Genomic DNA, 24522 nt, shown 5'->3' on the forward strand with positions numbered 1-24522 from the left:
GGAGTGGGTGCCGCTAAGCCTCCACCGGCGCCCGCAGGATCTTGGACATCGGCCGCGTCTTGTTGAGCTCTTCGATGAGCTTATCGAGATAGCGGACCTCGCGCATGAACGGGTCCTCGATCTCCTCGATCCGCACGCCACAGACCACGCCGGTGATCAAGGAGCGTGCCGGATTGAGGCGCGGGGCCTGAGCGAAGAAGTCATCGAACGTGATCTTCTCGGCCAGCACCCGTTCCAGCTGCTGCTGGTTATACCCGGTTAGCCATCCGATGATCTCGTCGACCTCCGCCTTGGTCCTGCCCCGGCGCTCGGCCTTGGCGACATAGTGGACATAGATGCTGGCGACGCTGGTCTTGCGGATGCGTTCACTGGCATTGTTCATGGTGGCCTCCATGTCTGATCCACCCATTATCCTTCGTCTTCAGGAAGACGACAATGGAGACGATGATGACACCCAAGATCACCGCATTCAAATGGTCGCCCGATGGCGGCAAGGGCATGGCGCGGGACACGCGCGTGCGCTGGGCACTCGAAGAGGTCGGCCAGAATTACGAGGTCGACCTCGTTTCGTTCAAGCAGATGAAGCAGGCGGAGCATCGCGTCAGACACCCCTTCGGGCAGATCCCCACCTACGAGGAGGACGGGCTGACGCTTTTTGAGTCCGGCTCCATCATCCTTCACATCGCCGAGCGTCACCCCGGTCTGCTGCCAACCAACCCTGATGCTCGTGCCCGCGCCATCACCTGGATGTTCGCGGCGCTGAGCACCGTCGAACCGCCGATCGTCGAACGCGAGCAAGCCGACTTTACCGATCCGGGACAGCCCTGGCACAGTCCGGCGCACTTTGGTTTCCTTGAGGACCGGATCCGTGTGCGTCTCAAGGAACTGGCGGACTATCTTGGCAACCGCGACTGGCTGGAAAGCGAATTTACCGCCGGCGACCTGATGATGGTGATGGTCTTACGGCGCGCCGACACCTGGCTGCTTGCCGAATTCCCAACCCTTGCAGCCTATGTCGCCCGCGCCGAAGCCCGCCCTGCCTATCAACGTGCCTATGCGGCGCAGGCCGAACTGTATTCGGGGGAACCAACGGACACGTTCGACTAAGTTCAGCTTTTCGTGGCAATATTAGTGAGCCCGACCTCGTGGTTAGACAGGCTCACCATGAGGTCTAAAGCAAGTTTGGTCAGTAAATCCGCATTTGCATGCGCATGACGATATCGGCGCCGAGCCGCTGGAAGCCAAATTCGCGCATCGTGCATTCCCAGCCTTCGCCCGCCTTTTCGATGCGGAATAGGTTGTAGCGCGCCGGATCGTCGAGCGTCCCGCCCTGCGCAGCACTGGCCGCCGCCACGCCGATCACGGGGACTTCGTGCCCCTTGCCCGGGATGTGGTGGATCGAGGAGCGATGCGTATGGCCATGAAGGATCAGCTCCGCGCCTTCGGTCGCGATTACCTGACGGAAGATGCGATGACCGCGCAGGCCAAAGGACGGGTGCTGTAGCTCGGCATTGGGCGGATGATGGATGAGGACGACTCGAAAGTATCCGGCATCACCCAAAAGCTTCAGCATCCGTGCCAGCCGGCTCGCCTGCTTTTCCTCGAACCGCCCCGCCGCGATGAAGGGCGGCATGGGCACGGCGCTGGAGCAGGAGACGATGGCCAGTTCGCCGACGCGGCGCACAAAGGGAAAAGCTTCCCCTTCCAGCGTCTCGCCCTTCATGTAATCGCCCCAGGATTCCTGGGCCTGTTCGAGCGCTCCAATGGCATAGGCGTCGTGATTACCCGGGCAGATGGCGACGCGTTCGCTGTCGCCTAGGTCTTCGAGCCACTTGCCGGCGCGAACCACTTCGCTCTTGAGCGCCAGGTTGGTCATGTCGCCGGTGACGGCGGTGAAGTCGGCCTTCTGCTCCTGCATATGCGCAACGAGCCGGGCCAGGGTCTCGACATTCATCTCGCCGTGGCGCTTGAGCTTCCAGTTGAGATAGCCGGTGAGGCGCTTGCCGACCAGATCGCCGACGCGGATCTGGGGCAGGGGCGAAAGATGGATGTCTGAAATATGGGCGAGAGTAATCATTGCCGCGGTTTTGCCAGAAGGATTAGATCAAGAAAACGGTCAATCGTGCGCGTGGCCGATTTTGTCGGGCGCCAAGCTCTGATAGCGGTGAGGCTGAACACGGAGCCCGGCCCATGATGAATCGCTTCCAGCGCGTGCGCGCCAAGGTGTTTTTGACGCTCAAGGGCGTTTGGCTGCGCATGACCGTTGGCGCCCGCGTCATGGCGGTAGACGGCGACAAGGTCTTGCTGATCCGCCATCGCCACATTCCGGGCTGGCAGTTTCCCGGCGGCGGCGTTGGCCCGGGCGAAACCTTCGAGGAAGCCGGCGCGCGCGAAATGGAAGAAGAAACGGGCTTCAAACCCGTTGGGGCGATGCAGCTCTTCGGGCTTTATCACAATTCCAGTTCCGTCACCAATCGCGACCACGTCGCCTTCTTTGTCTGCACGGCCTTCGAACAAGCCTTCGAGCACAAGGGCAATTTCGAGATCGCCGAAGTCGGCTGGTTCGACCGCCGCGCCTTGCCGGAGGGATTAACGCCCGCGACGAGCCAAAGGATCGATGAATATTTCGACGGCGTGGAAAAGCGGAAGGTCTGGGGGTACTGAGCGACCCCCACCCCACCTCCCCCGTAAGGCGGGGGAGGCGCACCATCGAGCCAAGACCACCAGCGCTGCTCCTCCCCCTCCTAAAGGGGGAGGCCGGGTGGGGGTCTTACCCCACAAACTCCAGCTCCGGCCCGATCGGGATGATCCGGTGCGGATTGATGGTTGGGTGGCTCCAGTAATAGTGCGTGCGGATATGGTCGAGATCGACCGTTTCCTTGACCCCCGGAACCTCGTAAAGCGCCTTGAGGTAATGGCTGAGGTTCGGATAGTCCGCGATCCGGCGCAGGTTGCACTTGAAGTGCCCCACATAGACTGCATCGAACCGCACCAGCGTCGTGAACAGCCGCCAATCCGCCTCGGTGATGCTGTCGCCGGTGAGATAGGCATTGTCGCCGAGAAGCCCCTCGACCCAGTCGAGCGCGGCAAAAAGCTTGGTCACCGCTTCGGAATAGGCTTCCTGCGACGTCGCAAAGCCGGCCTTGTAGACACCATTGTTGATGTCGTCATAAACGCGGGCGTTGATCTCGTCGATGCGGGGGCGCAGCGCTTCGGGATAATAGTCGTCCGTGTTCCCGGTCAGCTCGTCGAAGGCCGAGTTGAACATGCGGATGATTTCCGAGGACTCGTTGGAAACGATGGTCTTTTTCTGCTTGTCCCACAGCACCGGCACCGTGACGCGGCCTGAATATTCCGGCTCGGCTTCGGTATAGACCTGCCAGAGCAGATCCTTGCCGAGCAGCAGGTCGCCCGTCGAGCCTTCGTCCTTCTTGAAGCTCCAGCCTGTTTCGTCCGGCATTTTCGGCGACACGATCGAGACGTCGATCAGCCCTTCGAGGTTCTTGAGCTTGCGGAAGATCAGGGTGCGATGCGCCCAGGGGCAGGCGAGCGACACATAAAGATGGTAGCGCCCGGCTTCGGCCTTGAAGCCGCCTTCGCCGGATGGGCCGGCCGACCCGTCAGCGGTCACCCAGTTGCGGAAACCGGCCTGCGAGCGAACGAATTTGCCGCCGGTATTCTTGGTGTCGTACCACTGGCTCGACCATTTTCCGTCGATCAATTGTCCCATCTTGGGGCCTTTCTCGTCATCTTGCTGTCGGCATTGCGGGGTCAACCTTCCCGGCGCGCCGAAGTTGCCATGCCCAAGAGCTAGGCGTCCCGAGCCCAGAGGAAAAGCGCGCAGAAAAGCAACAATCCGTTGCGCAAATGGAGCACAGAAGCCATGCAGTTCGCATTCCTGTTTACGCGTGCCCGCGCTGGTGCTAATGCGGATTCAGACGTGGAGGCGTCCAGGATGGTGAAGGTTTTGCAAGCGAACCGACGACCCTAGTTGGTCGTTAGATGCGGAAGCCAAAAGGCGGCCGCGAATGCTCCTGCACACCTTTTCTGGATTTGCCCAATGACCATTTCCGGTGCGGCCGAGGCCGCTGCTGCCCCTCTGTCCGGTCAACCCTATGTGCGGCTCGCAACGCCCGCCGACGATGCCTTTGTCGAGGACCTGCAGGCCATTGCCTTTGGGCCGGGCCGCTTTGCCCGCACCGCTTTCCGGGTGCGGGAGCGCTTTCCGATCGACCCGTCGCTCAGCCTGATTTCGGAAGTCGACGGCACCCCGTCCGGCTCGGTCTGGATGACCCCGATCAGCGTCGGCGGCATCAAGGGCTATATGCTCGGCCCGCTCGCCACCCACCCCAATTTCCGCAAGCGCGGCGCCGGCAAGCTCCTCGCCCGCGAAGTCAGCAAGCGCGCTTTGGCCCGCGGCGAAGGCAAGTTCGTCCTCCTGGTCGGTGACCAGGACTATTACTGCCCGCTCGGCTGGGAAATCACCACGCCCGGCAACATCCAGTTCCCCGGTCCGGTCGACACCAGCCGCGTCCTCTTGCTTTCGGACGACAAGGACCTCGCCAAAACCCTCAAGGGCCCGATCGCAGCGTTCGAGGCAGGCGCGTAGCCGACTTGCGCCGGTTGTAGGCTCAACTACATTTGGGCCACATGCCAGATCAAACCGACATTCTCGAAAATCTTGCCCAGCGGCTTCTTCGGAAGCCGCCGGAACATGTCGGCACACTCGTGCCCGACTGGATCCCCGAGACCCCATTCTCTCGGCCGCCCGTACCCGCCGCCGTGCTGATCGCGCTTGTCCGCCGCCCCGAAGGCCACACCGTGCTCTACACCGAGCGCTCACCGGACCTGCGCGCCCATTCCGGGCAAGTCGCTTTTCCAGGCGGCAAGGTCGATCGCGACGATGCCGATGCGGCCGCCGCCGCCCTGCGCGAGGCCAATGAAGAAGTCGGCATGCTGGCCGAAGAAGCGCGCGTGCTCGGCTTCATGCCGACCTATTATACCGGCACCAATTACCTGATCACGCCCGTCGTCGCCGAAGTCTTCCCCAGCGGTCCCTTCGTGCCCAATCCGGGCGAAGTCCACTCCGTCTTCGAAGTGCCGCTGAGCCGCATTCTCGATTCTGCCGCCTATGGGCGCTTCAGTGTCAGCCGCAATGGCAAGGCGCATTCGACCTGGCAGATCGACCATGACGGCCATCGCATCTGGGGCATTACCGCCAATCTCACGCGCCAGTTCCGCGACCTGACGCTGGGCCTTGCCGCATGATCCCCGATCGGCTCACCGATGCCGAATGGCTCCATCGCCCGGCGGTGCAGGCGATTTTTGCCGCTCTCGACGGCGACCAGGGCCGCACGCGAGCCGTCGGCGGCGTGGTGCGCGATAGCCTGATCGGCCGCACCCGCGAACATTCCGATATCGACATGGCCACCGAGCTCCTGCCGGTCGCCGTCATGCAACGGGCCAAGGCCGCCGGCATCGCTGCCTATCCAACCGGCATCGAGCATGGCACGGTGACCCTGCGGCTCGATGACACCGTGGTCGAAGTCACCACCCTCCGCCGCGATGTCGCAACCGATGGCCGCCACGCCGAAGTCGCCTTCGGCACCGATTGGTTCGTTGATGCCGAGCGGCGCGACTTTACCCTCAACGCTCTCTATTGCCTTGCCGATGGCACCCTGTTCGACCCGCTGGGCGGGGCAGGGGACCTGCTCAACGGCCGCGTGCGCTTTATCGGCGATGCCGAAAAGCGCATCGAGGAAGATGGCTTGCGCGTTTATCGCTTCTTCCGCTTTTCCGCGAGCCATGGCGGCGAGCTCTTCGACGCCGAGGGTCTGACTGCCTGCCGCGCTGCGGTCGGCTGGCTCAGTCATCTCTCGCGCGAGCGTGTCGGCAGCGAGATGATCCGCATGCTGGCGCTGCCGCACGTTGCCCGCACCCTGGCGGTCATGGCCGAAATCGGGCTGATTGCGGCCGATGAAGCCGCCCTCCGCGCCCTCGTCCAATACGAAAGCCTGGGCGGAAAACGCCTCGAAACGCGTCTTGCCCTTCTTGCCGGTGACAGCATCGAGACTCTTCGCGAAGACTGGCGGCTGTCCAACGCGCTGGTCGACACAGCCACAAGCATTGCCCGAGCCGCCGACCTCTTTGCAGAGGGCAAAACCGGCTGGGCTGCTTATCGCTATGGCGAAGATGCCGTGGAAGGCCTGGCTTTAGCGGCCGCCCGCGAGATCTGGCCACGCGAGCGGCTGATGGAAGCGGCACGCGAACTCGGCCGTCTTCCCGTTTCGCCATTGCCGGTCAGCGGCAAGGATCTCCTGGCGCAGGGCATGCAGCCCGGTCCGGCCCTTGGCGCGACCCTCGAAAAGCTGGAGCGCATCTGGGTCGATAGCGGGTTTTCGTTGACCACCGAAGAACTGCTCGCAAAAATTTAGGGCGCCCCGCGGGACGCCCTTTCATCACTCAGTGCTTGGTTGCACCGTCATCGACATCGACGATGCGCTCCTTGATGCGCTCGACCATTTCCGGCCGGACTTCGGTTTCGCCATGATAATTCTTGAGGTTCTCGACCGCACGGCGAACAACTTCGGCCACGGATTCGGCCTCGGCGCGCCAGGTGGAACCAGGGATCAGGGTGCCGGAATCAAATCGTTTCATCTCAGACCTCCTTCTTGGGCTGTCTAAGGAAACGGCTCGGCAGCGAGCGCGGTTCCCCTCAGGGCCACTTCACCGCTGGCGGCAATGACGAGAGAATCGAATTGACGTTGCCGCCGGTCTTGAGCCCAAACGTCGTGCCGCGATCGTAAAGCAGGTTGAACTCGACATAGCGGCCGCGCCGCACCAGCTGCTCGTCACGCTCGGCTTCGCTCCAGCTTTTCTCGAAATTGCGCCGCACCAGACGCGGGTAAACATCGAGGAATGCTTCGCCGACCGCGCGTGTGAAGGCAAAGTCGGCGTCCCAATCGCCGGTATTGAAGTGGTCGTAGAAAATGCCGCCGATGCCGCGATGCTCATTGCGATGCGGAAGAAAGAAATACTCGTCGCACCATGCCTTGAGCCGACCGTAATCGACGCCCGGCCGGTTGCAAGCCGCCTGCATCGCCGCATGAAAATCCACCGTATCGGGATCGTCCTGCGTCCGCCGCGCATCGAGCACCGGCGTGAGATCGGCGCCGCCGCCCCACCATTGCTTACCGGTGACGATCATCCGCGTGTTCATGTGAACTGCCGGAACATGGGGGTTCCACGGGTGGATGATCAGCGAAATGCCAGAGCTCCAGAAGCTCGTTCCGGCCTCGGTGCCGGGCATCTGCTTGGCAAAATCTTCCGAAAAATTGCCATGCACCGTCGAGATATGAACGCCGGCCTTTTCGAATACGCGGCCACCCAGCATCGACATCTCGCCGCCGCCACCTGCCGCGCGGTCCCAAGGCGAGCGCTCGAAAGTGCCGGGCAGCATCTGGGCATGCGGTCCGGTGACCTCGCGCTCGATGGCTTCCAGTTCGGCGCAGATGCGGTCGCGCAACGTGCGGAACCAGGCGCTGGCCGCAATTTTCTTGTCTTCGATGTCGTGGGGCAGGGTCATGGCGGGGGGAATGGACCTTCAGGAAAGCTGTGTAAAGCGGCCAATCTGTCTCATGGCCTCGCCCAATATCATGCTGCCCGCCACGGCCACATTGATCGAGCGCAAACCGGGCTGCATCGGGATCCGCACCCGCAGATCGGCAATCGCCGCGACCTCGTCCGGTACGCCGGCGCTTTCGCGACCAAGCATCAGGATGTCGCCGTCGCGGTAGTCGCATCCATAGGCCGAGTGGCTTCCCTTGGTGGTGAGCAAGACCAGCCGCCGCCCGCTACGCCACTCCTCGAAAGCCGCAAAACTAGCATGCTCGATGAGGTTGGCGTGGTCCAGATAATCCATGCCGGACCGCGCCAGGTTTGCCCTCGTTATCGCAAAGCCTGCCGGATGGATCACGTGGACGGGCACGCCGAGGCACGCGCCCAGCCGCAGCAATGTTCCGGTATTTGCCGCAATGTCGGGCTGGTAGAGGGCAAGGTCGAGGGACAAGCAGGTTTTCCAGAGCAAAGCGCCCGGTTTCCGGGCCGTGCACGGGTATAGTGTCGCAGTTGATCGCTGTCACGGCCCGCGCACTGGACAAGTCTCTGTGACAGTGCAAAAAGGTGGGCCAACTGACGGACCGCTTGAGGGCGGCCGCGGTCGATTCCGCCCGCGCGGACGACCTTTGGGGCGCCGGCTCCGTCAAGTGTAGATCGACGGGGATACGGACCTTGGCCACGCACACCGAACATTCATCCACCAACCGGCGGGACTTTCTTTATATCGCCACAGGCGCCGTCGGTGCCGTCGGCGCCGCCGCAGTGGTCTGGCCGCTGATCAACCAGCTTAATCCCGACGCCTCGACCCTAGCGCTCGCCACCATCGAATTCGATGTCGGCGCCATTGAAGAAGGCCAGTCGGTGACCATCACCTGGCGCGGTCTGCCGGTTTTCGTGCGTCACCGCACCGCCGCCGAAATCGAGGAAGCCAAGGCCGTGCCGCTGGCCGACCTCAAGGACCCCGAAACCGACGAGCAGCGCACCAAGCCAGACCACGAACAGTGGCTGGTGATGATCGCCAGCTGCACCCATCTCGGTTGCGTCCCGGTCGGTGAATCGGGCGATTTCGATGGCTGGTTCTGCCCGTGCCACGGCTCGCACTACGACACCGCCGGCCGTGTCCGCCGCGGTCCCGCACCCAAGAACCTTGTGGTGCCGCCCTATAATTTCGTCAGCGATACGCTGGTCCAGATCGGTTAGTGGGGGAATATCCGATGTCCGAACATTCGACCTACACGCCGAATAATCCCGTCGAGAAGTGGTTCGACGATCGCCTGCCGGTGGTCCGTTTCGCCAAAGAACACTTGATGGACTTCCCGACGCCCAAGAACCTCAACTACTTCTGGACGTTCGGCGCCATTCTCGTGATGTGTCTGGGTATCCAGATCGTCACCGGCATCATCCTGGCCATGCACTATACGCCCAACGTGGCGATGGCCTTTGACTCCGTCGAGCACATCCGCCGTGACGTCAATGGCGGCCGCATGATCCAGGCCTTCCACGCCGTGGGCGCCTCGATGTTCTTCGTCGCCCTCTACATTCACATCTTCCGCGGCATGTATTACGGCTCCTACAAGGCGCCCCGCGAGATCCTGTGGATCCTGGGCGTTTTGATCTTCCTCCTCACCATGGCGACTGCCTTCATGGGCTACGTTCTGCCCTGGGGCCAGATGTCCGGTTGGGCCGCGCAGGTCATCACCAACATCTTCTCCTATATCCCGATCGTCGGCACGCCGCTCCTTGAGCTGCTGCGCGGCGGTTTCACCGTCGGCAACCCGACGCTCAACCGCTTCTTCTCGCTGCACTACCTGCTGCCCTTCGTGATCGCAGCCGTCGTCGCCCTCCACATCTGGGCGCTCCACGTGCCGGGCAACAACAACCCGGTTGGCGTCGACGTCAAGTCGAGCCGCGACACGGTGCCGTTCCACCCGTACTACACGATGAAGGACCTCTTCGGCATGGTCCTGTTCCTGATCCCGTTCGTCTGGTTCGCGTTCTTCGCGCCGGACATCCTGGGTCACCCGGACAACTACGTTATGTACAACTCGCAGGTGACCCCGTCGCACATCGTGCCCGAATGGTACTTCCTGCCGTTCTACGCGATCCTGCGGGCCATCGACTTCAACTTCCTCTTCATCAACTCGGGCCTGCTCGGCGTCATCTTCTTCGGCGCTTCGATCCTGATCCTGTTCTTCCTGCCCTGGCTGGATACGTCCAAGGTTCGTTCGGGCAACTTCCGTCCGATGTTCAAGTGGTTCTTCCTGATCTTCCTGGTGAACTTCATTGCCCTCACCTATCTCGGCGCCGCTCCGGCCGAGGGCATTTACGTGATCCTCGCCAAGATCTGCACCGCCTACTACTTCATCCACTTCCTGGTGATCCTTCCGGTCCTGTCGCGGATCGAAACACCGGCGCCGCTGCCGACCAGCATTTCCGAGAGCGTTCTCGGCAAGGCACACGCGTGATCGAGGCCAAATCCATGTTCAAGACCAAGATCATCATCGCAACCGTCGCCGCCCTGATCGGCCTCGGCTCCGTCGCCCAAGCGCAGGACCACAATTCGACGCCCCATATCGAGCGTCAGCCCTGGAGCTTCGCCGGCATATTCGGCACCTATGACGAGCATCAGCTGCAGCGCGGCTTCCAGGTGTTCCGCGAAGTCTGCGCCAGCTGCCACAGCGCACGCCTGCTCGCCTTCCGCAATCTCAACGAAGAGGGCGGTCCGGGCTTCTCGGAAGAGCAGGTCAAGGCGCTCGCCGCTGAATACGAAGTGGCCGATGCGACTGCCGTCGACGGCGTTCGTCCTGCCGTGCCAGCCGATCGCTGGCCATCGCCCTTCGCCAATGACCAGGAAGCGCGCGACGCCAATGGCGGTGCCCTGCCGCCGGACTTCTCGGTCCTTGCCAAGGCTCGCGGCGTGTCCGACCCGTTCCCGACCTGGGTGTTCAACTACTTCACCGGTTATCAGGAAGGCGGCCCGGACTATATCCATGCGCTGCTGAACGGCTACCACGAGGAAGTGCCGGAAACGGCTCCCGAAGGCTTCGAACTGCCGGATGGGAAGTATTACAACGACTACTTCCCCGGCCACGCCATCGGCATGGCGCCACCGATTGCCGATGGTTCGGTAACCTATGAGCCAGGCGAAGACGGCCAGACCGTTCCAGAAACGCTGGAACAGTATTCGACCGACGTCGCTGCCTTTATGATGTGGACGGCCGAGCCGCACCTGGCCGGACGCAAGCAGACCGGCTTCGTCGTCTTGCTGTTCCTCGTCGGTTTTGCTGCCCTGATGTGGGCCACCAAGCGCAAGATCTGGGCCGGCATCGAGCACTAAGTGCTCGGGTGGGAAAATTTGAAGGGGCCCTGCGGGGCCCCTTTGCTTTTGCGCCCACAAGGGCGCGAGGCCCTTGCCAAGGCCGCCCCCAGCAACGATATTCGGCGCAATTGTTCGAGGAGATTGCGATGTCCGCTGTTCGCCTGGCCGTAGCCGTTGTCAGCACTGCCCTCACGATCAGCCGCCATCCCGTGGTGCGCGCCGGCGTCGCCGCTGTGGTCAGCAATCCAAAGGCCCGCGAAACCGCGATCACCACCACGCGCAGTGTCGCCTACAATGCCGGCGTCATCGCCCGGCATGTGCTTGGCCGTAATAAGTCCTAGTTCTCTATCCTCAAGGCCATCGATGTCGCTCGACCTGAAGTCGCTCGTCCGCACGATCCCCGATTATCCCAAAAAGGGCATCCTGTTCCGGGATATCACCACGCTGATCGAGCATCCCGCAGGCTTCAAGGAAAGCGTCGAGCGCATCGCCGCCCAGTATCGCGGCCAGGGCGTAACCCATGTCGCGGGCATCGAAGCGCGCGGGTTCATCTTCGGCGCGGGCGTCGCCATCGCCCTGGGCACAGGTTTTGTGCCAATCCGCAAGAAAGGCAAGTTGCCGGGCGAAACCATCGGCCAGAACTACGCGCTCGAATACGGCGTCGACACGATCGAGATCCACGCCGACGTGGTCGGGCAGGGGGACACGGTGCTCCTCGTCGATGACCTCATCGCTACCGGCGGCACCGCCATCGCCGCCGTCGGCCTCTTGCGTCGCACCGGCGCCACGGTCAAGGACGCCGCCTTCGTGATCGACCTCCCCGACCTCGGCGGCGCCAAAAAACTCGCCGCAGAGGGGGTTGCGGTTAACGCCCTGATGGGCTTCGAGGGCCATTAGTCCCACATTCCGTGAGACCTCATGGTGAGCCTGTCGAACCGCGAGGTCGGGCACAACGATACGTGCCACGACCTCGTCCTTCGACAAGCTCAGGATGAGGTCTGCTGATAACTTTGCCTACCAGGCGTTGCGCCCATCTAGCTGCTCGATCTCGATCTTCGACCAGTCCAGGTCGTCGATGAGGTTGAGGTTGACCTGATATTGCCGCTCGGTAGGCATGGCGTTGGGCTCGCCCTTGGGCGTGCCGTCGGCATTATAGACCGAGCCCCAATCCGGGCTGTCGCCCCAGGTATGCATGCCGCAGGTGCCGCAAAAATGGTGGTGGCCCATGTTCGGCGCATAATCGCATTCGCCGTCGCGCGACAGGAACTTGAGCTCGCCCGGCTTGTAATAGGCCCAGACGGCGCCGGTGCGCGCGCAAAAGCTGCAATTGCAGCGCGTGCCCTTGGTCGGCGTTTCAGGCAGTTCGATCCGGGTCGCGCCGCAGTGGCAGGTCGCAATGGTGGCCATGGCTCATCTCCTTGATGTGCCACGATCCTAGCACCGACACTGTCACAGCATGTCAGCAGTTATGCGGCGACGCGTGCTGCTTCGGCTGGACGATCGTAAAGGCAGAACTGATTGCCTTCGGGGTCGCGCATCACCGTATAGGTCGGCAGCACGCGGTCGAGGCTGGCACCGGCTTCCTTGAGGCGTTCGACGGTGGACGCGCGATCGGTCACCTGCACATCGAAATGCACCCGGTTGTTGTCCGGACGCTGGCCATCGACGTTCTGAAACGAAATCGAGGGCCCATTGCCATCGATGACAACGATGGCCGGTTCCTCGATCTCAAGACCAAGAGCTGCGCTGATGGCGTCGCCAGCGACCGGGGCAGGGCGCACCTGATAGCCATCGAGAAGCTCTGCCCAGAAGGCGGCGAGCTCAGCCGGCTTGTCACAGTCAAAGACGATTTCGTGGATGGCACCCATGCCGATCTCCTGTGTCGTTTAACCTTGGCTAAACGGCAATTGCGGCGAAACGTCGGGGAAATTGGTGGCACAAGCCTATTGCCCACGGACAAGTCATCATCCCGTTGCAATCGGCACGCCAAGTTCTAGGCTGCGGCGGTGCTTGTGAGGGGACATACCATGCGCATTTCATCTCGATTTCTCGTCGCTTCCATTGCCACACTCGCAATGGCATCCGCAGTCAATGCCCAGGGCTCGATCCGCTCGGGTGGCGGTGCTTACCTGCTCGACAGCTATGTCGCCTATATCAGCGAGGACGATCTTTATAATTCCAACGGCGAGCGCCTGCGCGAGCCGTGGCAGATCATCCGGCAGGACCGCGCCAACGTTCATCGCTTCGGTATTGTCGATGCGGACGACACGTTCGACAGCTTCTTCGACAGCCAGGCCAATCGCAACCAGCTCGAAAAGATGCTGCGCAATGGCTCGATCGAGCGTCAGGCCGCCCGCGATATCGTTCGTGGCGGCGCAAGCGTCCTGGTCGAGATCTATGGTCGCGGCGATACCGGAACGGCGGTCTACGTCTCGGTCTACCGTTAAAGAAAAGGGCCGGTGTTTCCACCGGCCCTTGGTTTTTCGTTACGGCTCGAGCTGTCCGGTTTCCGGATGGTCGACGGCGCTGATATTGGGCTCGTTGCGCGTCTTCCACAGCGAGAACAGGATACCGCCCGCTAGGATCGAGAGCGTCACGACGAGGCTCAGAAGCGTATCGATGTGGATGTGGAGCGGCACAAGGAAGATCTTGATACCGACCAGAACCAGGATGATCGCCAGCGACACCTGCAGGTAGCGGAAGCGGTTCATCATCGCTGCGAGCGCGAAGTAGAGCGAGCGCAGGCCAAGGATGGCGAAGATGTTGGACGTGTAGACGATAAACGTGTCCTGCGTCACCGCGAATACGGCGGGCACGGAGTCGACCGCAAACACGAGGTCGACCACTTCCACCATGATCAGCGCCACGGCAAGCGGCGTCAGCCAGGTGACGATCTTGCCGGTCTTGGGGTCGGGCTGCTTGACCGTAAAGGCACGGCCATGCAGCTCCTTGGTCACCCGGAAGCGCTTGGTGATGAACTGGAAGGTCTTGTTGTCATCCAGGTTCGGCTCTTCGTCCTTGTGACTGAACATCCGGATGCCGGTGAACACAAGGAAAGCACCGAAACCGAAGAGTACCCAGTTATACTGGTTGACCACGGCTGCGCCGAGACCGATCAGGACGGCGCGGAACAGGATCACTCCCAGAATGCCCCAGAACAGCACGCGGTGCTGGTAGATGCGGGGGATGGCCAAAAAGCCAAAGATCGTGGCGATAACGAACATGTTGTCCATCGCCAGGCTCTGTTCGAGCAGATAGCCGGTATAGAATTCCAGCCCTGCCTCGGCGCCGCGCTGCCACCAGACCCAGCCGCCGAAGGCCAGGGCAATAAGCACGTAGAAACCATAGAGCAGCAAGCTCTCCTTGGCTTCGATCTCGTGCTCGTCCTTGTGGAGGATGCCGAGGTCAAAGACCAGAAGAGCGATAACGATCGCGATGAACGCGACCCAGAAATAAACGGGAGTACCTAGAAAATCGCCCGAAAGGGCGGCAAAAAGCGATTCCATCGCCGGACCTTCTCCATGAGAGTAGTGGAGCAATTCCGACATCGCCGTAGCAGAGCGCTACGACCAGAGGGGCCCGGCATTGCCTCTCTAGAATGCCTATCTGGCGGAAAAGTTCAAGCGGTCGCGCTGTCGCAGCTGTTTCAGCGCGGATTGCACATCATGACGATGGCTTCGGCGGTCTCGAGCTGTAGCGCAAAGCCATAGGTCGGGTCGTTGATGATGCGCCCGGCCTGGATGTTGCCATTGCCGCGCAGATTGCCATCATTGAAGCCCACGCCGTCCTCGTAGGCGGTGATGGTGCCGGTGCCAGAAGCAGGATCGCTCATCGCGCGGGCGGCCCAGCCATAGACCTCGCCATAGATGGTGAGAATGCCGACGCGATTTGTGGACGCGTCGCGGCAGCTCCAATTGCCTGAAAAAGCCTGCGCGAAGGCAGGGGCGGCGGAGAGAGCGGTGAGGGCGAGAACAAGGGCGAATCGGCGCATGGCTCGACAGTGCCGAGCCGCCCCCCATTGATCAAGAGCCGCTCTTGATCAGCTTTCCGAGAACAGGAACGTTGGTGAGCGCCAGCAACAGTTTGAGCTTGGCCGGCATGCGATAGTCGCGCAGCTTGGAAAAGCCGACGAGATCGGCGCGATAGACGAGCTCGCCCCGCTGGTTGATCGCGGAGATGCGGTTAAACAGCAGCCCCCAGCCAGGAATCGAGTTGGACCGGCGCTTGTCGGTCACCACCAGCTCATAGGTAACGGTATCGCCCGGGCGCACCGGCGCCTTGAATTCCATCGAGTTGACGCCCGGGGAGGGGCCGGAAACGCCCGGGCTCTTGCCCAAACCCTTGAGCCGCGCCTCTTCGGCCTCCAGCGCATCCACCATCTTGCGATGCCCGACGCTCACCGTATGCCAGCCCGAAGCGATCAACCCACCGAAGTGGCTGTGCTTGGCCCCTTCGGGATCGACATGGAAATATTGCGGATCGTACAGCGTCGCAAAGCGGATGATTTCGTCTTCGGTAAAGGTGTGGCTGCCGAGCGGAAAGGCTTCGTCGATGATGATATCTTCGAACCAGCGCGTCATGCCGCAACCTCGCGGCATTCGACCAGATTGGTCAGCCGCATCGTCAGCACTGGCTTGTCCTTTTGATTGCGAACATCGAAATCCATGGTGACAATGCCCCATTGCGGGTGGCTGGCCGAGCGGCGCAGCTCGGCAACGGTCACCCTGCCGCCGATCGTGTCGCCGACCATGACCGGCGTCTTCCATTTGAGGTCCTTGAACCCAAGCCCGCCTGCCGAAGCGATCTTGCCCAGGAATGCATCCACCAGCATGCGCAGGCTGAGGCCCCCCGTCTGCCAGCCGCTCGAGGCCAGCCCGCCAAGCAGGCTCTTTTTGGCGGCTTCCTCGTCGAGATGAAACGGAAACGGATCGAACTCCCGCGCAAAGGTGATGATCATCTCTTTGCTGACACCTGTGTGTCCCAGCTCGATGACTTCGCCCAGTGCGAGATCCTCGAAGTGGCGCCGGTTTGCGGTGACAGGATTGGTCATGGGCTTGCCCTATACGTCAACAGTGGTTTTGGCATGGGTTGGGGTCCGGGGCAAGGTACCCCTCACCCGTCTCGGCCTTCGGCCGATCCACCCACTCCCGCAAGGGGAGAGGGTTAAGCCGGCTTCCCCTTCTCCCCTTGCGGGAGAAGGTGCCCGAAGGGCGGATGAGGGGTATCTACCCACAATCATTGACATCCCGCCCATTCCGACCCAAGTGGAGCGCAACGATTTCCCGGAGATACCCATGGGCTTCAAGATGGGCATTGTCGGCCTGCCGAATGTCGGCAAGTCGACGCTTTTCAATGCGCTGACCCGCACCGCCGCAGCGCAGGCTGCCAATTTCCCCTTCTGCACCATCGAGCCCAATGTAGGCGAAGTGTCGGTGCCCGATCACCGGCTCGAAAAGCTCGCGACCATCGGCAAGTCGGCGCAGATCCTGCCCGCCCGCATGAGCTTTGTCGACATTGCCGGCCTCGTCAAAGGCGCCTCGCAGGGCGAAGGCCTGGGCAACCAGTTCCTCGCCAATATCCGCGAAACCGATGCCATCGCCTATGTGCTGCGCTGCTTCGAAGACCCTAACGTCATCCACGTCTCTAACCGCGTCGACCCGATCGCCGATGCCGAAGTTGTCGAGACCGAGCTGATGCTGGCCGATCTTGAGAGCCTCGAAAAGCGCCGCGCCGGTGTCGAGAAAAAAGCCAAGGGCAATGACAAGGACGCCAAGCTCACGCTTGAGCTGATCGACCGTTCGCTCGCCGTCCTGCGCGAAGGCCGCTCCGCCCGCTTCGTCAAGCGCGATGCCGAGGAAGAAAAGGCCTTCCAGGAGCTGCAGCTCCTCACCAGCAAGCCCGCGCTTTACGTCTGCAATGTCGACGAAGGCTCTGCTGCGACCGGCAACGCTCTGTCCAAGAAGGTCGAAGACTATGCCAGGGCCAACGATGCCGGCGTCGTCGTGATATCGGCCGAGATCGAGTCGCAGCTGGCGCAATTGCCCGACGAGGAACAGGCCGAATACCTCTCCTCGCTCGGCCTCGACCAGGCCGGCCTCGATCGCCTGATCCGCGCCGCCTATGACCTTCTTGGTTTGCAGACCTATTTTACCGTCGGCCCCAAGGAAACCCGCGCCTGGACCATTCACAAGGGCGACCGTGCCCCCCAGGCTGCCGGCGTCATCCACTCCGATTTCGAACGCGGCTTCATCCGTGCCCAAACCATCGGCTTCGATGATTTCGTGACCCTTGGCGGCGAAGTCGCCGCCAAGGAAGCCGGCAAGGCGCGCGATGAAGGCAAGGAATATGTCGTCAAGGACGGCGACGTGATGCTGTTCAAGTTCAACACGTAAGCTCCAGTCTTCCGCTGAGGCTCCCCCACACTGGATTGTCACCCCGGGCCTGACCCGGGGCCTATCCTGATATCTCAAGATGGGCCCCGGCCTTCGCCGGGGTGACAGCCGGTGCTTGACTGAAGACCGTGCCGCACACCGGATGTGGCTCCTCCCCCTCCTTAAGGGGGAGGCCGGGTGGGGGTCTTCTTACCAACCCACCACCCGACCTTCCCGCAGCGATTGCGTGGCACTCCCACTGCGCTACCATGACCTCCAAAACGCGGCGCACTGCCGCTGGAGGTCCCATGTCCAGTCCTACCATCACCTTTATCGGTGCCGGCTCCTCGGTGTTCATGAAGAACATCGTCGGCGATATCCTGCAGCGACCCGCCTTGAGCGGCGCCGCGATCCGGCTGATGGACATCGACCCCTTTCGCCTCGAAGAAAGCGCCGTCATTGCGCGCAAGCTCATCGCCACGCTTGGCGTCAAGGCCACGGTGGAGACCTTTGCCGACCAGCGCCGTGCACTCGAACGGACGAATTTTGTAGTCGTTTGCTTTCAGATCGGCGGCTACCAACCCTCGACCGTCATCGATTTCGAGGTGCCCAAGAAATACAAGCTGCGTCAGACCATTGCCGACACGCTGGGCGTCGGCGGGATCATGCGCGGGTTGCGCACCGTGCCACATCTATGGAGCATCTGCGAGGATTTGCTGGCCGTCGCCCCCGACGCCATCATGCTCCAGTATGTGAACCCGATGGCGATCAACACCTGGGCCATAGCAGAAAAGTATCCCACGATCCGGCAGGTCGGCCTCTGCCACTCCGTGCAGGGCACGGCACACGAATTGGCTCTTGATCTCGGCATCCCCTACGAGGACATCCGCTACCGCTCGGCCGGCATCAACCACATGGCTTTTTTCCTCCAGTTCGAGCATCGCCAGCCCGACGGCAGCTACAAGGACCTTTATCCCGAGCTCCATCGCGCCTATCGCGAGGGCCGTGCACCCAAGCCGGGCTGGAATCCGCGTTGCCCCAACAAGGTGCGGTACGAAATGATGACCCGGCTGGGCTATTTCGTCACCGAAAGCTCGGAGCACTTCGCCGAATACACGCCCTACTTCATCAAGGACGGACGCGACGATCTGATCGACAAATACGGTATTCCGCTCGACGAATATCCAAAACGCTGCATCGAACAGAGCGCTGCCTGGAAGAAGACTTCAGAGGCCTACAAGAAAGCGGACAAGATCGAGGTCAAGCAATCCAAGGAATATGCCTCCTCCATCGTCAATTCGGTCTGGACGGGCGAACCCTCCGTCATCTACGGAAATCTTCGCAACAACGGCGCCATCACCTCGCTGCCCCCCAATGCCGCGGTGGAGGTACCGTGCCTTGTCGATGACAACGGCATCCAGCCCACCCAAATCGGCGACCTGCCGCCCCAGCTCACTGCGCTGATGCGCACCAATATCAACGTCCAGGAACTGACCGTCCGCGCGCTGATCGACGAGAACCGCGAGCATATCTACCACGCCGCCATGATGGACCCGCACACGGCAGCCGAGCTCGACCTGGACCAGATCTGGAACCTCGTCGACGACCTGATCGCCGCCCACGGCGACTGGCTGCCGAAATGGGCGCGGGGGGCCCGTAACGCCGCGGTGGCGTAAGTCACCCCCTTCCGAGCGCTGCTAGGCTCGTCCCTCGCCAAGCTCTGCTTGCCTTCCCCTCTGAGGGGGAAGGTAGGCATCGAGTACTTTGAACGCTGCCTAACCACTGCCTTCACCTTCCCCCTTGAGGGGAAGGCAAGCGAAGCTTAGGCGCGACGCGCCTTAGCGTAGCTCGGAAGGGGTTGTCGGCCTCGCCTCAGCCCTGATCTATCCCCCTTATCCCCACCCCCGACACCCTGTGCCATTCTCCCCCCCATCCCCGCCACACACGCGGTGCCGACGAAGCATCGGGCGGGGAGACGGGTCGCTCGGGGTCGCCTGGGCGAGTGCGTGGATGCCGACACCGGCCAGGTAAGCGTTCGGGCGTCAAGGAGATGGGAACTCGCGCACCTGCCTTGAGGCTGAACAATCGCCGTCACCAATGGGTGGGCTGCTCGAGGCGTGCGTAAGAAATCCCGATCGTGCGAAGCGGCTTTCGCCTCTTCACTAAACCTTACTTCGGGGCGAAAGCCGCTTCTCACCGTGCAACCGCGACGCCCAAGGGGCCGGGCGGCGCTTGCCTGCGCCTAGTTCTTGTTGCCGAACATCTTGCTCAGCATGTCGGCGAGTGGACCCGTCTTCGGCACCTCGGCCTGGGGTTTGGCCGGACGTGCCTGGCGCACATGGCTCTGTGCTGGCTTTTCTGCCTTCTTTTCCCCTTCGCCCTGCACAGCCAGGGACAGCTTGTTCATAAAACCGGCATCGTCGCCCTTGATCAGCAGCCCGACCTGGCGCGCAAGTTCATCCAGCAAGGGTTCGAGCCAGGCTTTATCGGCCTTGGCGAAATCGCCCAACACATGAGGCGTCACGAATTCCTTGCCCGGATGGCCGATGCCGAGGCGGACGCGCTTGTAGTCGAGCCCGATCTGCGGATCGATCGAACGGAGCCCGTTATGGCCGCCATTGCCGCCACCGACCTTGACCCGGACCTTGCCGGGCGCAAGATCGAGTTCGTCGTAGAAGACCACGATGTCCGTGTTGTCGATCTTGAAGAAGCGCGCCACCTGTTGAACGCTGTCGCCGGATTTGTTCATGAATGTCTGCGGCTTGAGCAGCATCACCCGCCCGCCGCCGATCACGCCTTCGGCGATCTGGCCAGCGTGCTTGCTCTTCCACGGTCCGATGCCATGGGCACGGGCAATGGCGTCGATCGCCATGAAGCCGATATTGTGGCGGTTGCCTTCATACTGGCTGCCCGGATTGCCGAGGCCGACAAGGAGTTTCATGGGGGAGCTCCAAACAAAAAGGGCGACCCGGAGGCCGCCCCAAGACTTAGCAGAAACGAGGCGCGATTACTCGGCCGAAGCAGGAGCTTCAGCAGCGTCGTCGCCTTCATCGCCAGCCGATTTGAGGGCCGACGGAGCAACCACGGTCGCGATGGTAAAGTCACGGTCGGTGATCGCAGCAGTCACGCCAGCCGGAAGGGTCACGGCCGAAATGTGGATCGAGTCGCCGATATCGGAACCGGAGAGGTCAACGGTGACTTCTTCGGGGATCGAGGTTGCCGGAGCGATCAGTTCGACGGTGTGACGCACAACGTTGAGCGTGCCGCCGCGCTTGAGGCCGGGGCTCTTTTCTTCGTTGATGAAGTTCACATGCACTTCGACGTGGATCGTGGCATTGCCCGAAACGCGCAGAAAGTCGATGTGCATCGGCTGGTCCTTGACCACGTCGAGCTGGTAGTCGCGCGGGATCACCTGGTGGACGGTGCCGTCGACATCGAGATCGAGAACGTGGGACTTGAAACCGCCGGCATAGATCGCCTTGTGGGCGTCCTTGTAAGCGACCGAGATGGTGACGGGGGGCTTCTTGTCACCGTAGATAACAGCGGGAACCAGTCCCTGACGACGCGCTTCACGAGCGGCCCCCTTGCCCACTCCGTCACGCGCCTGTGCCTTGAGCACTTTATTGGCAGCCATGGAATTCATCCATTCTGGTTGGTGTATGCGGTCAAAACAACAGCATACGCGCCCGTCCTCCAGGGGTGACGAGCGCTTCATGGCGCGGGATATAGAGGAAAGGTGGGGTAGGGGCAAGGGCGCTTGAAGCTAGACTCAAGTAGCCATAATTTAGGACTAGCCAGGAGAGCTCTTGTGGAGTGGGACGAAAGCAAATCCGAAGAAAATCGCCTCAAACGCGGTTTTGGCTTCGAGATTGCGTTGCACTTCGATTGGGACACCGCGGTTTACCAGCCAGATGTGCGTTGGGACTATGGTGAAGACCGCATTGTGGCTTTTGGTTGGGCTGCAGCAGTTCGTTATGCCATCGTCTTTACTCACGGTAACGGGACCCGACGTATAATAAGCATCCGCCGCATGCACGATAAGGAGGCCAGGAAGTATGGCATCTGAAACACCGAAGCCCGATCCCTACCTCATCGACGAGGACAACCGTCCGTTGACCGACGAGGAAATCGCTGGCCTGGTTTCCGCCGACGAGTTTTTTGCCAAGTTTGGGCGCTTCAAGGATGCGCCTGCTTCCGCAGGTCAATCCCAAGTCACGCTGCGGATCGACAACGACGTGCTGGCGTATTTCGAGACGCAGAGTGAAGACTGGCCAGCGCGGATAAACGAGGAACTGGCCTCGCTTGTCCGGGAGCGCAAGAAGGCTTCCTAGTCGAAAAGGCTCGAAACGCTTTGTTCGCTGGCGGTGCGGGCGATGGCTTCGCCCATCAGCGGCGCGATCGACATGCGACGGATGTTGGCCGCAGCCTTGACCGCTTCGGTCTCGAGGATCGAGTCGGTGATCACCAGCTCCTTGAGCTTGCTCGCCGAAATGCGCTCTGCTGCCCCCTGCGACAGCACGCCATGCGTGATATAAGCCGCCACGTCCTTGGCACCGGCTTTGAGCAGGGCGTCGGCCGCATTGACCAGCGTGCCGCCGCTATCGACGATATCGTCGATCAGGATGCAGCTTTGGCCCGATACGTCACCGATGATGTTCATGACTTCCGAGACGCCGGCCTTGGGGCGGCGCTTGTCGACGATGGCAAGATCGGTTCCCAGCCGCTGCGCCACGGCGCGGGCACGAGCCACGCCGCCGACGTCGGGCGAAACGATCATGGTGTTGTCCAGCTTATAATTGTCGAGAATGTCGCGGGTGATGATCGGCGCGGCATAAAGATTGTCGGTCGGGATATCGAAAAAGCCCTGGATCTGCGCGGCATGAAGATCGAGCGTGATGACGCGGTTGACGCCGGCTTCGGCAATCAGGTTGGCGACGAGCTTAGCCGAGATCGGCGTGCGGCCGGTGGCGCGGCGATCCTGGCGGGCATAGCCGAAATAGGGCAGGACGGCGGTGATGCGGCGGGCCGAGGAGCGGCGCAGCGCATCGGTTAGGATCAGCAGCTCCATCAGGTTGTCGTTGGCCGGATAGCTCGTCGACTGAATAATGAAGGCGTCTTCGCCGCGGACATTTTCATGCACTTCGACAAACACTTCCTTGTCGTTGAAGCGCTTGACGGTGCAGTCGGAGAGCGGCAGTTCGAGGTAGCTGGCGACAGCCTGTGCGAGCGGACGGTTGGAGTTACCGGTCACCAGCTTCATCGGCGCAATCCTTGATCAACTGGTCCTGAGGGGAGGGACCTACCAGTTTCGCGGCACCATTAGCGGGTCGGTTCAGAGGGCGCAACGACACTTTAGCCGCAGCGGTAAATAAAGCTATGCGAGGCCGATCACCGATATCTGCCGCCCCGTGCGCGTCTTCTGGTGTGTGGCATAGCGATGCGAAAAGTAGCGGTCCGGGTGAGCATAGGTGCTCGAGCCGACCCGCTCCACGGCTGCAAGACCTGCCGCGCGCAGCTGCTCTTCCACAAAGCCGGGCAGGTCGAAATGCGGCTGCCCGCCTGACGGCGTCGAGAAATGGGCGGCACCCGAAGGATCGATGGCGAGAAAATCTGCCATGAACTTGTCCCCCACCTCGTAATCGGGTCCATAAATCGTCGGACCGGTGGCGGCACGGATACGGGAAAGGTCAGCACCGATTGCCACCATCGCATCGAGGGTTTTTGGCAAAATCCCTTCTGCCGCCCCCCGCCAGCCGGCATGGGCCGCGCCGATGACCCCGGCTTCCTTGTCGGCAAACAGCACGGGCGTGCAGTCGGCGGTAAGGATGGACAGCGCCAGGCCTGGCGTCGCGGTCACCATGGCATCGCCTTCGAGGCTCGACGGATCTACGGGTCCACTAACGGTCACGACCTGCGTCGAATGCGTCTGCCGCAGGATGACCAGCGGACCAATGCCGATCGCGTCCCGCACCAGTTCGCGATTTTGATCGACGATCTGGGGATCATCGCCCACCGCCCAAGAGACATTGAGCCCTTCGAACTCGCCGCCGGAAACGCCACCGGCCCGGCCGAAAAAGCCGTGGCGAATGCCCGAAAGCTCGGACAGCGTTTCTGCAGTCTGGAACGGCGTCATGGCACGAAGCCTGCCGGTGCCAGTCCGGGACTATGCGCACAGAAGACCTTGAACAGTTCGCCCATGCCGTCCTTGCCGATCAGCCGGTTTTGCGCCGCCTGCACGTCGTCGGCAGAACCGGGATTGGCCCGCGACAAGGCAGACGCGCGTTCGCCAATGCCAAGCCGGGTCAAAAACTCGCCCTGCGTCGCCAGCGGTTCGGCAGCGAGCCCAGCACCCCGGGAAACATTGGCCAGTGCGCCAAAATCGACATGAGCGGAAAGGTCGGTTTCGCCCGGTGCGTCGAGCACGTCGGCAAATTGATGCCGCCGCACGCCCTGAAGCGTTTCTCCGGTCCGGGTCTGCGCATAGCCATAGTCGATCGCAAGGATCGCGCCGCCCTGTTGCGCCACGACCTTGGCCAGCCGCGTCATCACCTCAGCGCCGGCGAAATTGACTTCCAGCAGCGTGTCCTCGGCAGCACTGGCCAAAGCGTCCGGCATGGCCGAAGCGGGGATCGGTGTCGGCGACAGGCCAAAGGCGCGCCTGCCATCCAGCAGCCCAACCTGCCGCTCGTGCCAGCCGTCAGCCTTGCGCACGAATTGGCGGATCGGCAGCGCATCGAAGAACTCGTTGGCAACAACGAGCACTGGACCCTCGTCGAAGGCATCGAAGTTCTGCAGCCATTTGGGGTCATAAACCTCAAGCCGCGCATTCTGCTCCGCCATCAGCGCCGGATTGGTCTCGAACAAACGCAGTTGCAGGCCATCGCGAAAGCCCGGTGCCCGGCAGGCGACGCGCAAAATGTCGGCCATCAGGGTGCCGCGCCCGGGGCCAAGCTCGAGAAGCGTAAAAGCCTTGGGCTCGTTCATCTGCTGCCAGAGATTGACCAGCCAGAAGCCGATCAGCTCGCCGAACATCTGCGAGATTTCCGGGGCGGTGATGAAGTCGCCCTGGGCGCCAAGCGGGTCGGCGCCCTTGTAGTAGCCCTTGGTTGGGTGGGTGAGGCAGAGCCCCATATAGGTCGCGACCGACATCGGCCCAGCAGTGCGGATCTGGAGGTCGATCTGCTCTTCAAGGCTGAGGCTTTGGCTCATCTCACG

Annotated in this window: 32 protein-coding genes; 15 read left to right on the top strand and 17 right to left on the bottom strand. The window is 61.9% G+C overall.

Going from position 1 to position 24522, the window contains the following annotated elements; translation table 11 throughout:
* Window positions 1-13 precede the first annotated feature (13 nt).
* Window positions 14-382 (bottom strand): DUF2200 domain-containing protein, encoded by a 369-nt coding sequence (locus JI748_RS02235; protein WP_201634640.1) that lies wholly within the window; start codon window positions 380-382, stop codon window positions 14-16.
* 65 nt (window positions 383-447) lie between these two features.
* On the opposite strand from JI748_RS02235, the gene JI748_RS02240 reads away from it, so the two are divergent.
* A complete protein-coding gene (locus tag JI748_RS02240) occupies window positions 448-1107 on the top strand; it encodes a glutathione S-transferase family protein (protein ID WP_201636964.1) in 660 nt (219 codons plus the stop codon).
* A 79-nt stretch (window positions 1108-1186) separates the two neighbouring features.
* Here JI748_RS02240 and JI748_RS02245 read toward each other — a convergent pair whose 3' ends face one another.
* Window positions 1187-2077, bottom strand: coding sequence for a metallophosphoesterase family protein (locus JI748_RS02245; protein ID WP_201634643.1), 891 nt, complete (start codon window positions 2075-2077; stop codon window positions 1187-1189).
* A 113-nt stretch (window positions 2078-2190) separates the two neighbouring features.
* Here JI748_RS02245 and JI748_RS02250 point away from each other — a divergent pair, with 113 nt between their 5' ends.
* Complete coding sequence (locus tag JI748_RS02250) at window positions 2191-2664, top strand: NUDIX domain-containing protein (protein WP_201634646.1); 474 nt, start codon at window positions 2191-2193, stop codon at window positions 2662-2664.
* 106 nt (window positions 2665-2770) lie between these two features.
* On the opposite strand, the gene JI748_RS02255 is transcribed toward JI748_RS02250, so the two are convergent.
* Complete coding sequence (locus JI748_RS02255) at window positions 2771-3730, bottom strand: glutathione S-transferase family protein (RefSeq protein ID WP_201634648.1); 960 nt, start codon at window positions 3728-3730, stop codon at window positions 2771-2773.
* Between the two features lie 330 nt (window positions 3731-4060).
* Between JI748_RS02255 and JI748_RS02260 the strand changes: the two genes are divergently transcribed.
* From JI748_RS02260 to JI748_RS02270, 3 genes are read left to right on the top strand one after another with little or no spacing between them, the layout of a single operon-like run.
* A complete protein-coding gene (locus tag JI748_RS02260; protein WP_201634651.1) occupies window positions 4061-4609 on the top strand; it encodes a GNAT family N-acetyltransferase in 549 nt (182 codons plus the stop codon).
* 41 nt (window positions 4610-4650) lie between these two features.
* Window positions 4651-5268: a CoA pyrophosphatase gene (locus JI748_RS02265; protein WP_201634654.1), complete on the top strand. Its 618-nt coding sequence runs from the start codon at window positions 4651-4653 to the stop codon at window positions 5266-5268.
* On the top strand, window positions 5265-6434 hold the full coding sequence (locus tag JI748_RS02270; protein ID WP_201634657.1) for a CCA tRNA nucleotidyltransferase: 1170 nt from the start codon (window positions 5265-5267) through the stop codon (window positions 6432-6434). Before JI748_RS02265 ends, JI748_RS02270 begins: the two co-directional genes overlap by 4 nt.
* 28 nt (window positions 6435-6462) lie before the next feature.
* Here JI748_RS02270 and JI748_RS02275 read toward each other — a convergent pair whose 3' ends face one another.
* The 3 genes from JI748_RS02275 to JI748_RS02285 are packed head-to-tail and all read right to left on the bottom strand — an operon-like array spanning window position 6463 to window position 8068.
* Entirely contained in the window at window positions 6463-6657 is a 195-nt protein-coding gene (locus JI748_RS02275; protein ID WP_164534485.1) for a DUF1059 domain-containing protein, read from the bottom strand.
* A gap of 58 nt (window positions 6658-6715) precedes the next feature.
* Window positions 6716-7585, bottom strand: coding sequence for an oxygen-dependent coproporphyrinogen oxidase (gene hemF / locus JI748_RS02280; protein WP_201634660.1), 870 nt, complete (start codon window positions 7583-7585; stop codon window positions 6716-6718).
* A gap of 18 nt (window positions 7586-7603) precedes the next feature.
* Window positions 7604-8068: a tRNA (cytidine(34)-2'-O)-methyltransferase gene (locus JI748_RS02285; RefSeq protein WP_201634663.1), complete on the bottom strand. Its 465-nt coding sequence runs from the start codon at window positions 8066-8068 to the stop codon at window positions 7604-7606.
* A gap of 221 nt (window positions 8069-8289) precedes the next feature.
* Between JI748_RS02285 and petA the strand changes: the two genes are divergently transcribed.
* From petA to JI748_RS02310, 5 genes are all read left to right on the top strand, one after another.
* Window positions 8290-8817, top strand: coding sequence for a ubiquinol-cytochrome c reductase iron-sulfur subunit (gene petA / locus JI748_RS02290; protein ID WP_201634666.1), 528 nt, complete (start codon window positions 8290-8292; stop codon window positions 8815-8817).
* Between the two features lie 14 nt (window positions 8818-8831).
* Window positions 8832-10082 carry a cytochrome b gene (locus JI748_RS02295; protein ID WP_201634669.1) on the top strand — a complete coding sequence of 417 codons (1251 nt, stop codon included), beginning with the start codon at window positions 8832-8834 and terminating at the stop codon, window positions 10080-10082.
* Window positions 10083-10096: 14 nt separating this feature from the next.
* Complete coding sequence (locus tag JI748_RS02300) at window positions 10097-10954, top strand: cytochrome c1 (RefSeq protein WP_201634672.1); 858 nt, start codon at window positions 10097-10099, stop codon at window positions 10952-10954.
* Window positions 10955-11082: 128 nt separating this feature from the next.
* Entirely contained in the window at window positions 11083-11277 is a 195-nt protein-coding gene (locus JI748_RS02305; protein ID WP_164534480.1) for a hypothetical protein, read from the top strand.
* A gap of 22 nt (window positions 11278-11299) precedes the next feature.
* Complete coding sequence (locus JI748_RS02310) at window positions 11300-11833, top strand: adenine phosphoribosyltransferase (RefSeq protein ID WP_201634675.1); 534 nt, start codon at window positions 11300-11302, stop codon at window positions 11831-11833.
* A gap of 117 nt (window positions 11834-11950) precedes the next feature.
* On the opposite strand, the gene JI748_RS02315 is transcribed toward JI748_RS02310, so the two are convergent.
* Window positions 11951-12343, bottom strand: a complete 393-nt coding sequence (locus tag JI748_RS02315) for a GFA family protein (protein ID WP_201634678.1) — start codon at window positions 12341-12343, stop codon at window positions 11951-11953.
* 59 nt (window positions 12344-12402) lie between these two features.
* Entirely contained in the window at window positions 12403-12804 is a 402-nt protein-coding gene (locus JI748_RS02320) for a VOC family protein (protein WP_201634681.1), read from the bottom strand.
* Between the two features lie 159 nt (window positions 12805-12963).
* On the opposite strand from JI748_RS02320, the gene JI748_RS02325 reads away from it, so the two are divergent.
* Window positions 12964-13383 (top strand): hypothetical protein, encoded by a 420-nt coding sequence (locus JI748_RS02325; RefSeq protein WP_233280593.1) that lies wholly within the window; start codon window positions 12964-12966, stop codon window positions 13381-13383.
* A gap of 39 nt (window positions 13384-13422) precedes the next feature.
* Here the strand turns inward: JI748_RS02325 and JI748_RS02330 are convergent, their stop codons facing one another.
* The 4 genes from JI748_RS02330 to JI748_RS02345 form a co-directional block, all read right to left on the bottom strand.
* The gene (locus tag JI748_RS02330; RefSeq protein WP_201634684.1) at window positions 13423-14442 is read right to left on the bottom strand and encodes a TerC family protein; all 1020 of its coding nucleotides are present in this window, start codon (window positions 14440-14442) and stop codon (window positions 13423-13425) included.
* Window positions 14443-14582: 140 nt separating this feature from the next.
* Complete coding sequence (locus tag JI748_RS02335; protein ID WP_201634687.1) at window positions 14583-14927, bottom strand: hypothetical protein; 345 nt, start codon at window positions 14925-14927, stop codon at window positions 14583-14585.
* 31 nt (window positions 14928-14958) lie between these two features.
* Complete coding sequence (locus tag JI748_RS02340; protein WP_201634690.1) at window positions 14959-15516, bottom strand: MaoC family dehydratase; 558 nt, start codon at window positions 15514-15516, stop codon at window positions 14959-14961.
* Window positions 15513-15986 carry a MaoC family dehydratase gene (locus JI748_RS02345; protein WP_201634693.1) on the bottom strand — a complete coding sequence of 158 codons (474 nt, stop codon included), beginning with the start codon at window positions 15984-15986 and terminating at the stop codon, window positions 15513-15515. Before JI748_RS02345 ends, JI748_RS02340 begins: the two co-directional genes overlap by 4 nt.
* Before the next feature lie 244 nt (window positions 15987-16230).
* Here JI748_RS02345 and ychF point away from each other — a divergent pair, with 244 nt between their 5' ends.
* A complete protein-coding gene (gene ychF, locus JI748_RS02350; RefSeq protein ID WP_201634696.1) occupies window positions 16231-17328 on the top strand; it encodes a redox-regulated ATPase YchF in 1098 nt (365 codons plus the stop codon).
* Between the two features lie 287 nt (window positions 17329-17615).
* Complete coding sequence (melA, locus tag JI748_RS02355; RefSeq protein WP_201634699.1) at window positions 17616-18983, top strand: alpha-glucosidase/alpha-galactosidase; 1368 nt, start codon at window positions 17616-17618, stop codon at window positions 18981-18983.
* A 566-nt stretch (window positions 18984-19549) separates the two neighbouring features.
* Here the strand turns inward: melA and pth are convergent.
* Together pth and JI748_RS02365 are read right to left on the bottom strand one after the other, a co-directional pair.
* Window positions 19550-20248, bottom strand: a complete 699-nt coding sequence (gene pth / locus JI748_RS02360) for an aminoacyl-tRNA hydrolase (protein WP_201634701.1) — start codon at window positions 20246-20248, stop codon at window positions 19550-19552.
* A 66-nt stretch (window positions 20249-20314) separates the two neighbouring features.
* A complete protein-coding gene (locus JI748_RS02365; RefSeq protein ID WP_201634704.1) occupies window positions 20315-20941 on the bottom strand; it encodes a 50S ribosomal protein L25/general stress protein Ctc in 627 nt (208 codons plus the stop codon).
* Window positions 20942-21115: 174 nt separating this feature from the next.
* Between JI748_RS02365 and JI748_RS02370 the strand changes: the two genes are divergently transcribed.
* Both JI748_RS02370 and JI748_RS02375 read left to right on the top strand, forming a co-directional pair.
* The gene (locus JI748_RS02370) at window positions 21116-21373 is read left to right on the top strand and encodes a BrnT family toxin (RefSeq protein ID WP_201634707.1); all 258 of its coding nucleotides are present in this window, start codon (window positions 21116-21118) and stop codon (window positions 21371-21373) included.
* A complete protein-coding gene (locus JI748_RS02375; protein ID WP_201634710.1) occupies window positions 21363-21638 on the top strand; it encodes a BrnA antitoxin family protein in 276 nt (91 codons plus the stop codon). The genes JI748_RS02370 and JI748_RS02375 overlap by 11 nt, the downstream gene beginning before the upstream one ends.
* Here JI748_RS02375 and JI748_RS02380 read toward each other — a convergent pair.
* The 3 genes from JI748_RS02380 to JI748_RS02390 all read right to left on the bottom strand — a co-directional run bounded on the left by JI748_RS02380 (window position 21635) and on the right by JI748_RS02390 (window position 24516).
* Window positions 21635-22567: a ribose-phosphate pyrophosphokinase gene (locus tag JI748_RS02380; RefSeq protein ID WP_325166887.1), complete on the bottom strand. Its 933-nt coding sequence runs from the start codon at window positions 22565-22567 to the stop codon at window positions 21635-21637. The genes JI748_RS02375 and JI748_RS02380 overlap by 4 nt on opposite strands.
* 114 nt (window positions 22568-22681) lie before the next feature.
* Window positions 22682-23440, bottom strand: coding sequence for a peptidoglycan editing factor PgeF (pgeF, locus tag JI748_RS02385; protein ID WP_201634712.1), 759 nt, complete (start codon window positions 23438-23440; stop codon window positions 22682-22684).
* The gene (locus JI748_RS02390) at window positions 23437-24516 is read right to left on the bottom strand and encodes a class I SAM-dependent methyltransferase (RefSeq protein WP_201634714.1); all 1080 of its coding nucleotides are present in this window, start codon (window positions 24514-24516) and stop codon (window positions 23437-23439) included. Before JI748_RS02390 ends, pgeF begins: the two co-directional genes overlap by 4 nt.
* Window positions 24517-24522 lie beyond the last annotated feature (6 nt).

Origin of the sequence: Devosia rhizoryzae (assembly GCF_016698665.1) — a bacterium.
Taxonomy (GTDB): Bacteria; Pseudomonadota; Alphaproteobacteria; order Rhizobiales; family Devosiaceae; genus Devosia; species Devosia rhizoryzae.

Excerpts from the sequence above, each read along its gene's own strand:
- JI748_RS02235 (WP_201634640.1), bottom strand. The coding sequence starts at position 382 with ATGAACAATGCCAGTGAACGCATCCGCAAGACCAGCGTCGCCAGCATC.
- JI748_RS02240 (WP_201636964.1), top strand. The coding sequence starts at position 448 with ATGACACCCAAGATCACCGCATTCAAATGGTCGCCCGATGGCGGCAAG.
- JI748_RS02245 (WP_201634643.1), bottom strand. The coding sequence starts at position 2,077 with ATGATTACTCTCGCCCATATTTCAGACATCCATCTTTCGCCCCTGCCC.
- JI748_RS02250 (WP_201634646.1), top strand. The coding sequence starts at position 2,191 with ATGATGAATCGCTTCCAGCGCGTGCGCGCCAAGGTGTTTTTGACGCTC.
- JI748_RS02255 (WP_201634648.1), bottom strand. The coding sequence starts at position 3,730 with ATGGGACAATTGATCGACGGAAAATGGTCGAGCCAGTGGTACGACACC.
- JI748_RS02260 (WP_201634651.1), top strand. The coding sequence starts at position 4,061 with ATGACCATTTCCGGTGCGGCCGAGGCCGCTGCTGCCCCTCTGTCCGGT.
- JI748_RS02265 (WP_201634654.1), top strand. The coding sequence starts at position 4,651 with ATGCCAGATCAAACCGACATTCTCGAAAATCTTGCCCAGCGGCTTCTT.
- JI748_RS02270 (WP_201634657.1), top strand. The coding sequence starts at position 5,265 with ATGATCCCCGATCGGCTCACCGATGCCGAATGGCTCCATCGCCCGGCG.
- JI748_RS02275 (WP_164534485.1), bottom strand. The coding sequence starts at position 6,657 with ATGAAACGATTTGATTCCGGCACCCTGATCCCTGGTTCCACCTGGCGC.
- hemF (WP_201634660.1), bottom strand. The coding sequence starts at position 7,585 with ATGACCCTGCCCCACGACATCGAAGACAAGAAAATTGCGGCCAGCGCC.
- JI748_RS02295 (WP_201634669.1), top strand. The coding sequence starts at position 8,832 with ATGTCCGAACATTCGACCTACACGCCGAATAATCCCGTCGAGAAGTGG.
- JI748_RS02300 (WP_201634672.1), top strand. The coding sequence starts at position 10,097 with ATGTTCAAGACCAAGATCATCATCGCAACCGTCGCCGCCCTGATCGGC.
- JI748_RS02305 (WP_164534480.1), top strand. The coding sequence starts at position 11,083 with ATGTCCGCTGTTCGCCTGGCCGTAGCCGTTGTCAGCACTGCCCTCACG.
- JI748_RS02310 (WP_201634675.1), top strand. The coding sequence starts at position 11,300 with ATGTCGCTCGACCTGAAGTCGCTCGTCCGCACGATCCCCGATTATCCC.
- JI748_RS02315 (WP_201634678.1), bottom strand. The coding sequence starts at position 12,343 with ATGGCCACCATTGCGACCTGCCACTGCGGCGCGACCCGGATCGAACTG.
- JI748_RS02320 (WP_201634681.1), bottom strand. The coding sequence starts at position 12,804 with ATGGGTGCCATCCACGAAATCGTCTTTGACTGTGACAAGCCGGCTGAG.
- JI748_RS02325 (WP_233280593.1), top strand. The coding sequence starts at position 12,964 with ATGCGCATTTCATCTCGATTTCTCGTCGCTTCCATTGCCACACTCGCA.
- JI748_RS02330 (WP_201634684.1), bottom strand. The coding sequence starts at position 14,442 with ATGGAATCGCTTTTTGCCGCCCTTTCGGGCGATTTTCTAGGTACTCCC.
- JI748_RS02335 (WP_201634687.1), bottom strand. The coding sequence starts at position 14,927 with ATGCGCCGATTCGCCCTTGTTCTCGCCCTCACCGCTCTCTCCGCCGCC.
- JI748_RS02340 (WP_201634690.1), bottom strand. The coding sequence starts at position 15,516 with ATGACGCGCTGGTTCGAAGATATCATCATCGACGAAGCCTTTCCGCTC.
- JI748_RS02345 (WP_201634693.1), bottom strand. The coding sequence starts at position 15,986 with ATGACCAATCCTGTCACCGCAAACCGGCGCCACTTCGAGGATCTCGCA.
- ychF (WP_201634696.1), top strand. The coding sequence starts at position 16,231 with ATGGGCTTCAAGATGGGCATTGTCGGCCTGCCGAATGTCGGCAAGTCG.
- melA (WP_201634699.1), top strand. The coding sequence starts at position 17,616 with ATGTCCAGTCCTACCATCACCTTTATCGGTGCCGGCTCCTCGGTGTTC.
- pth (WP_201634701.1), bottom strand. The coding sequence starts at position 20,248 with ATGAAACTCCTTGTCGGCCTCGGCAATCCGGGCAGCCAGTATGAAGGC.
- JI748_RS02365 (WP_201634704.1), bottom strand. The coding sequence starts at position 20,941 with ATGGCTGCCAATAAAGTGCTCAAGGCACAGGCGCGTGACGGAGTGGGC.
- JI748_RS02375 (WP_201634710.1), top strand. The coding sequence starts at position 21,363 with ATGGCATCTGAAACACCGAAGCCCGATCCCTACCTCATCGACGAGGAC.
- JI748_RS02380 (WP_325166887.1), bottom strand. The coding sequence starts at position 22,567 with ATGAAGCTGGTGACCGGTAACTCCAACCGTCCGCTCGCACAGGCTGTC.
- pgeF (WP_201634712.1), bottom strand. The coding sequence starts at position 23,440 with ATGACGCCGTTCCAGACTGCAGAAACGCTGTCCGAGCTTTCGGGCATT.
- JI748_RS02390 (WP_201634714.1), bottom strand. The coding sequence starts at position 24,516 with ATGAGCCAAAGCCTCAGCCTTGAAGAGCAGATCGACCTCCAGATCCGC.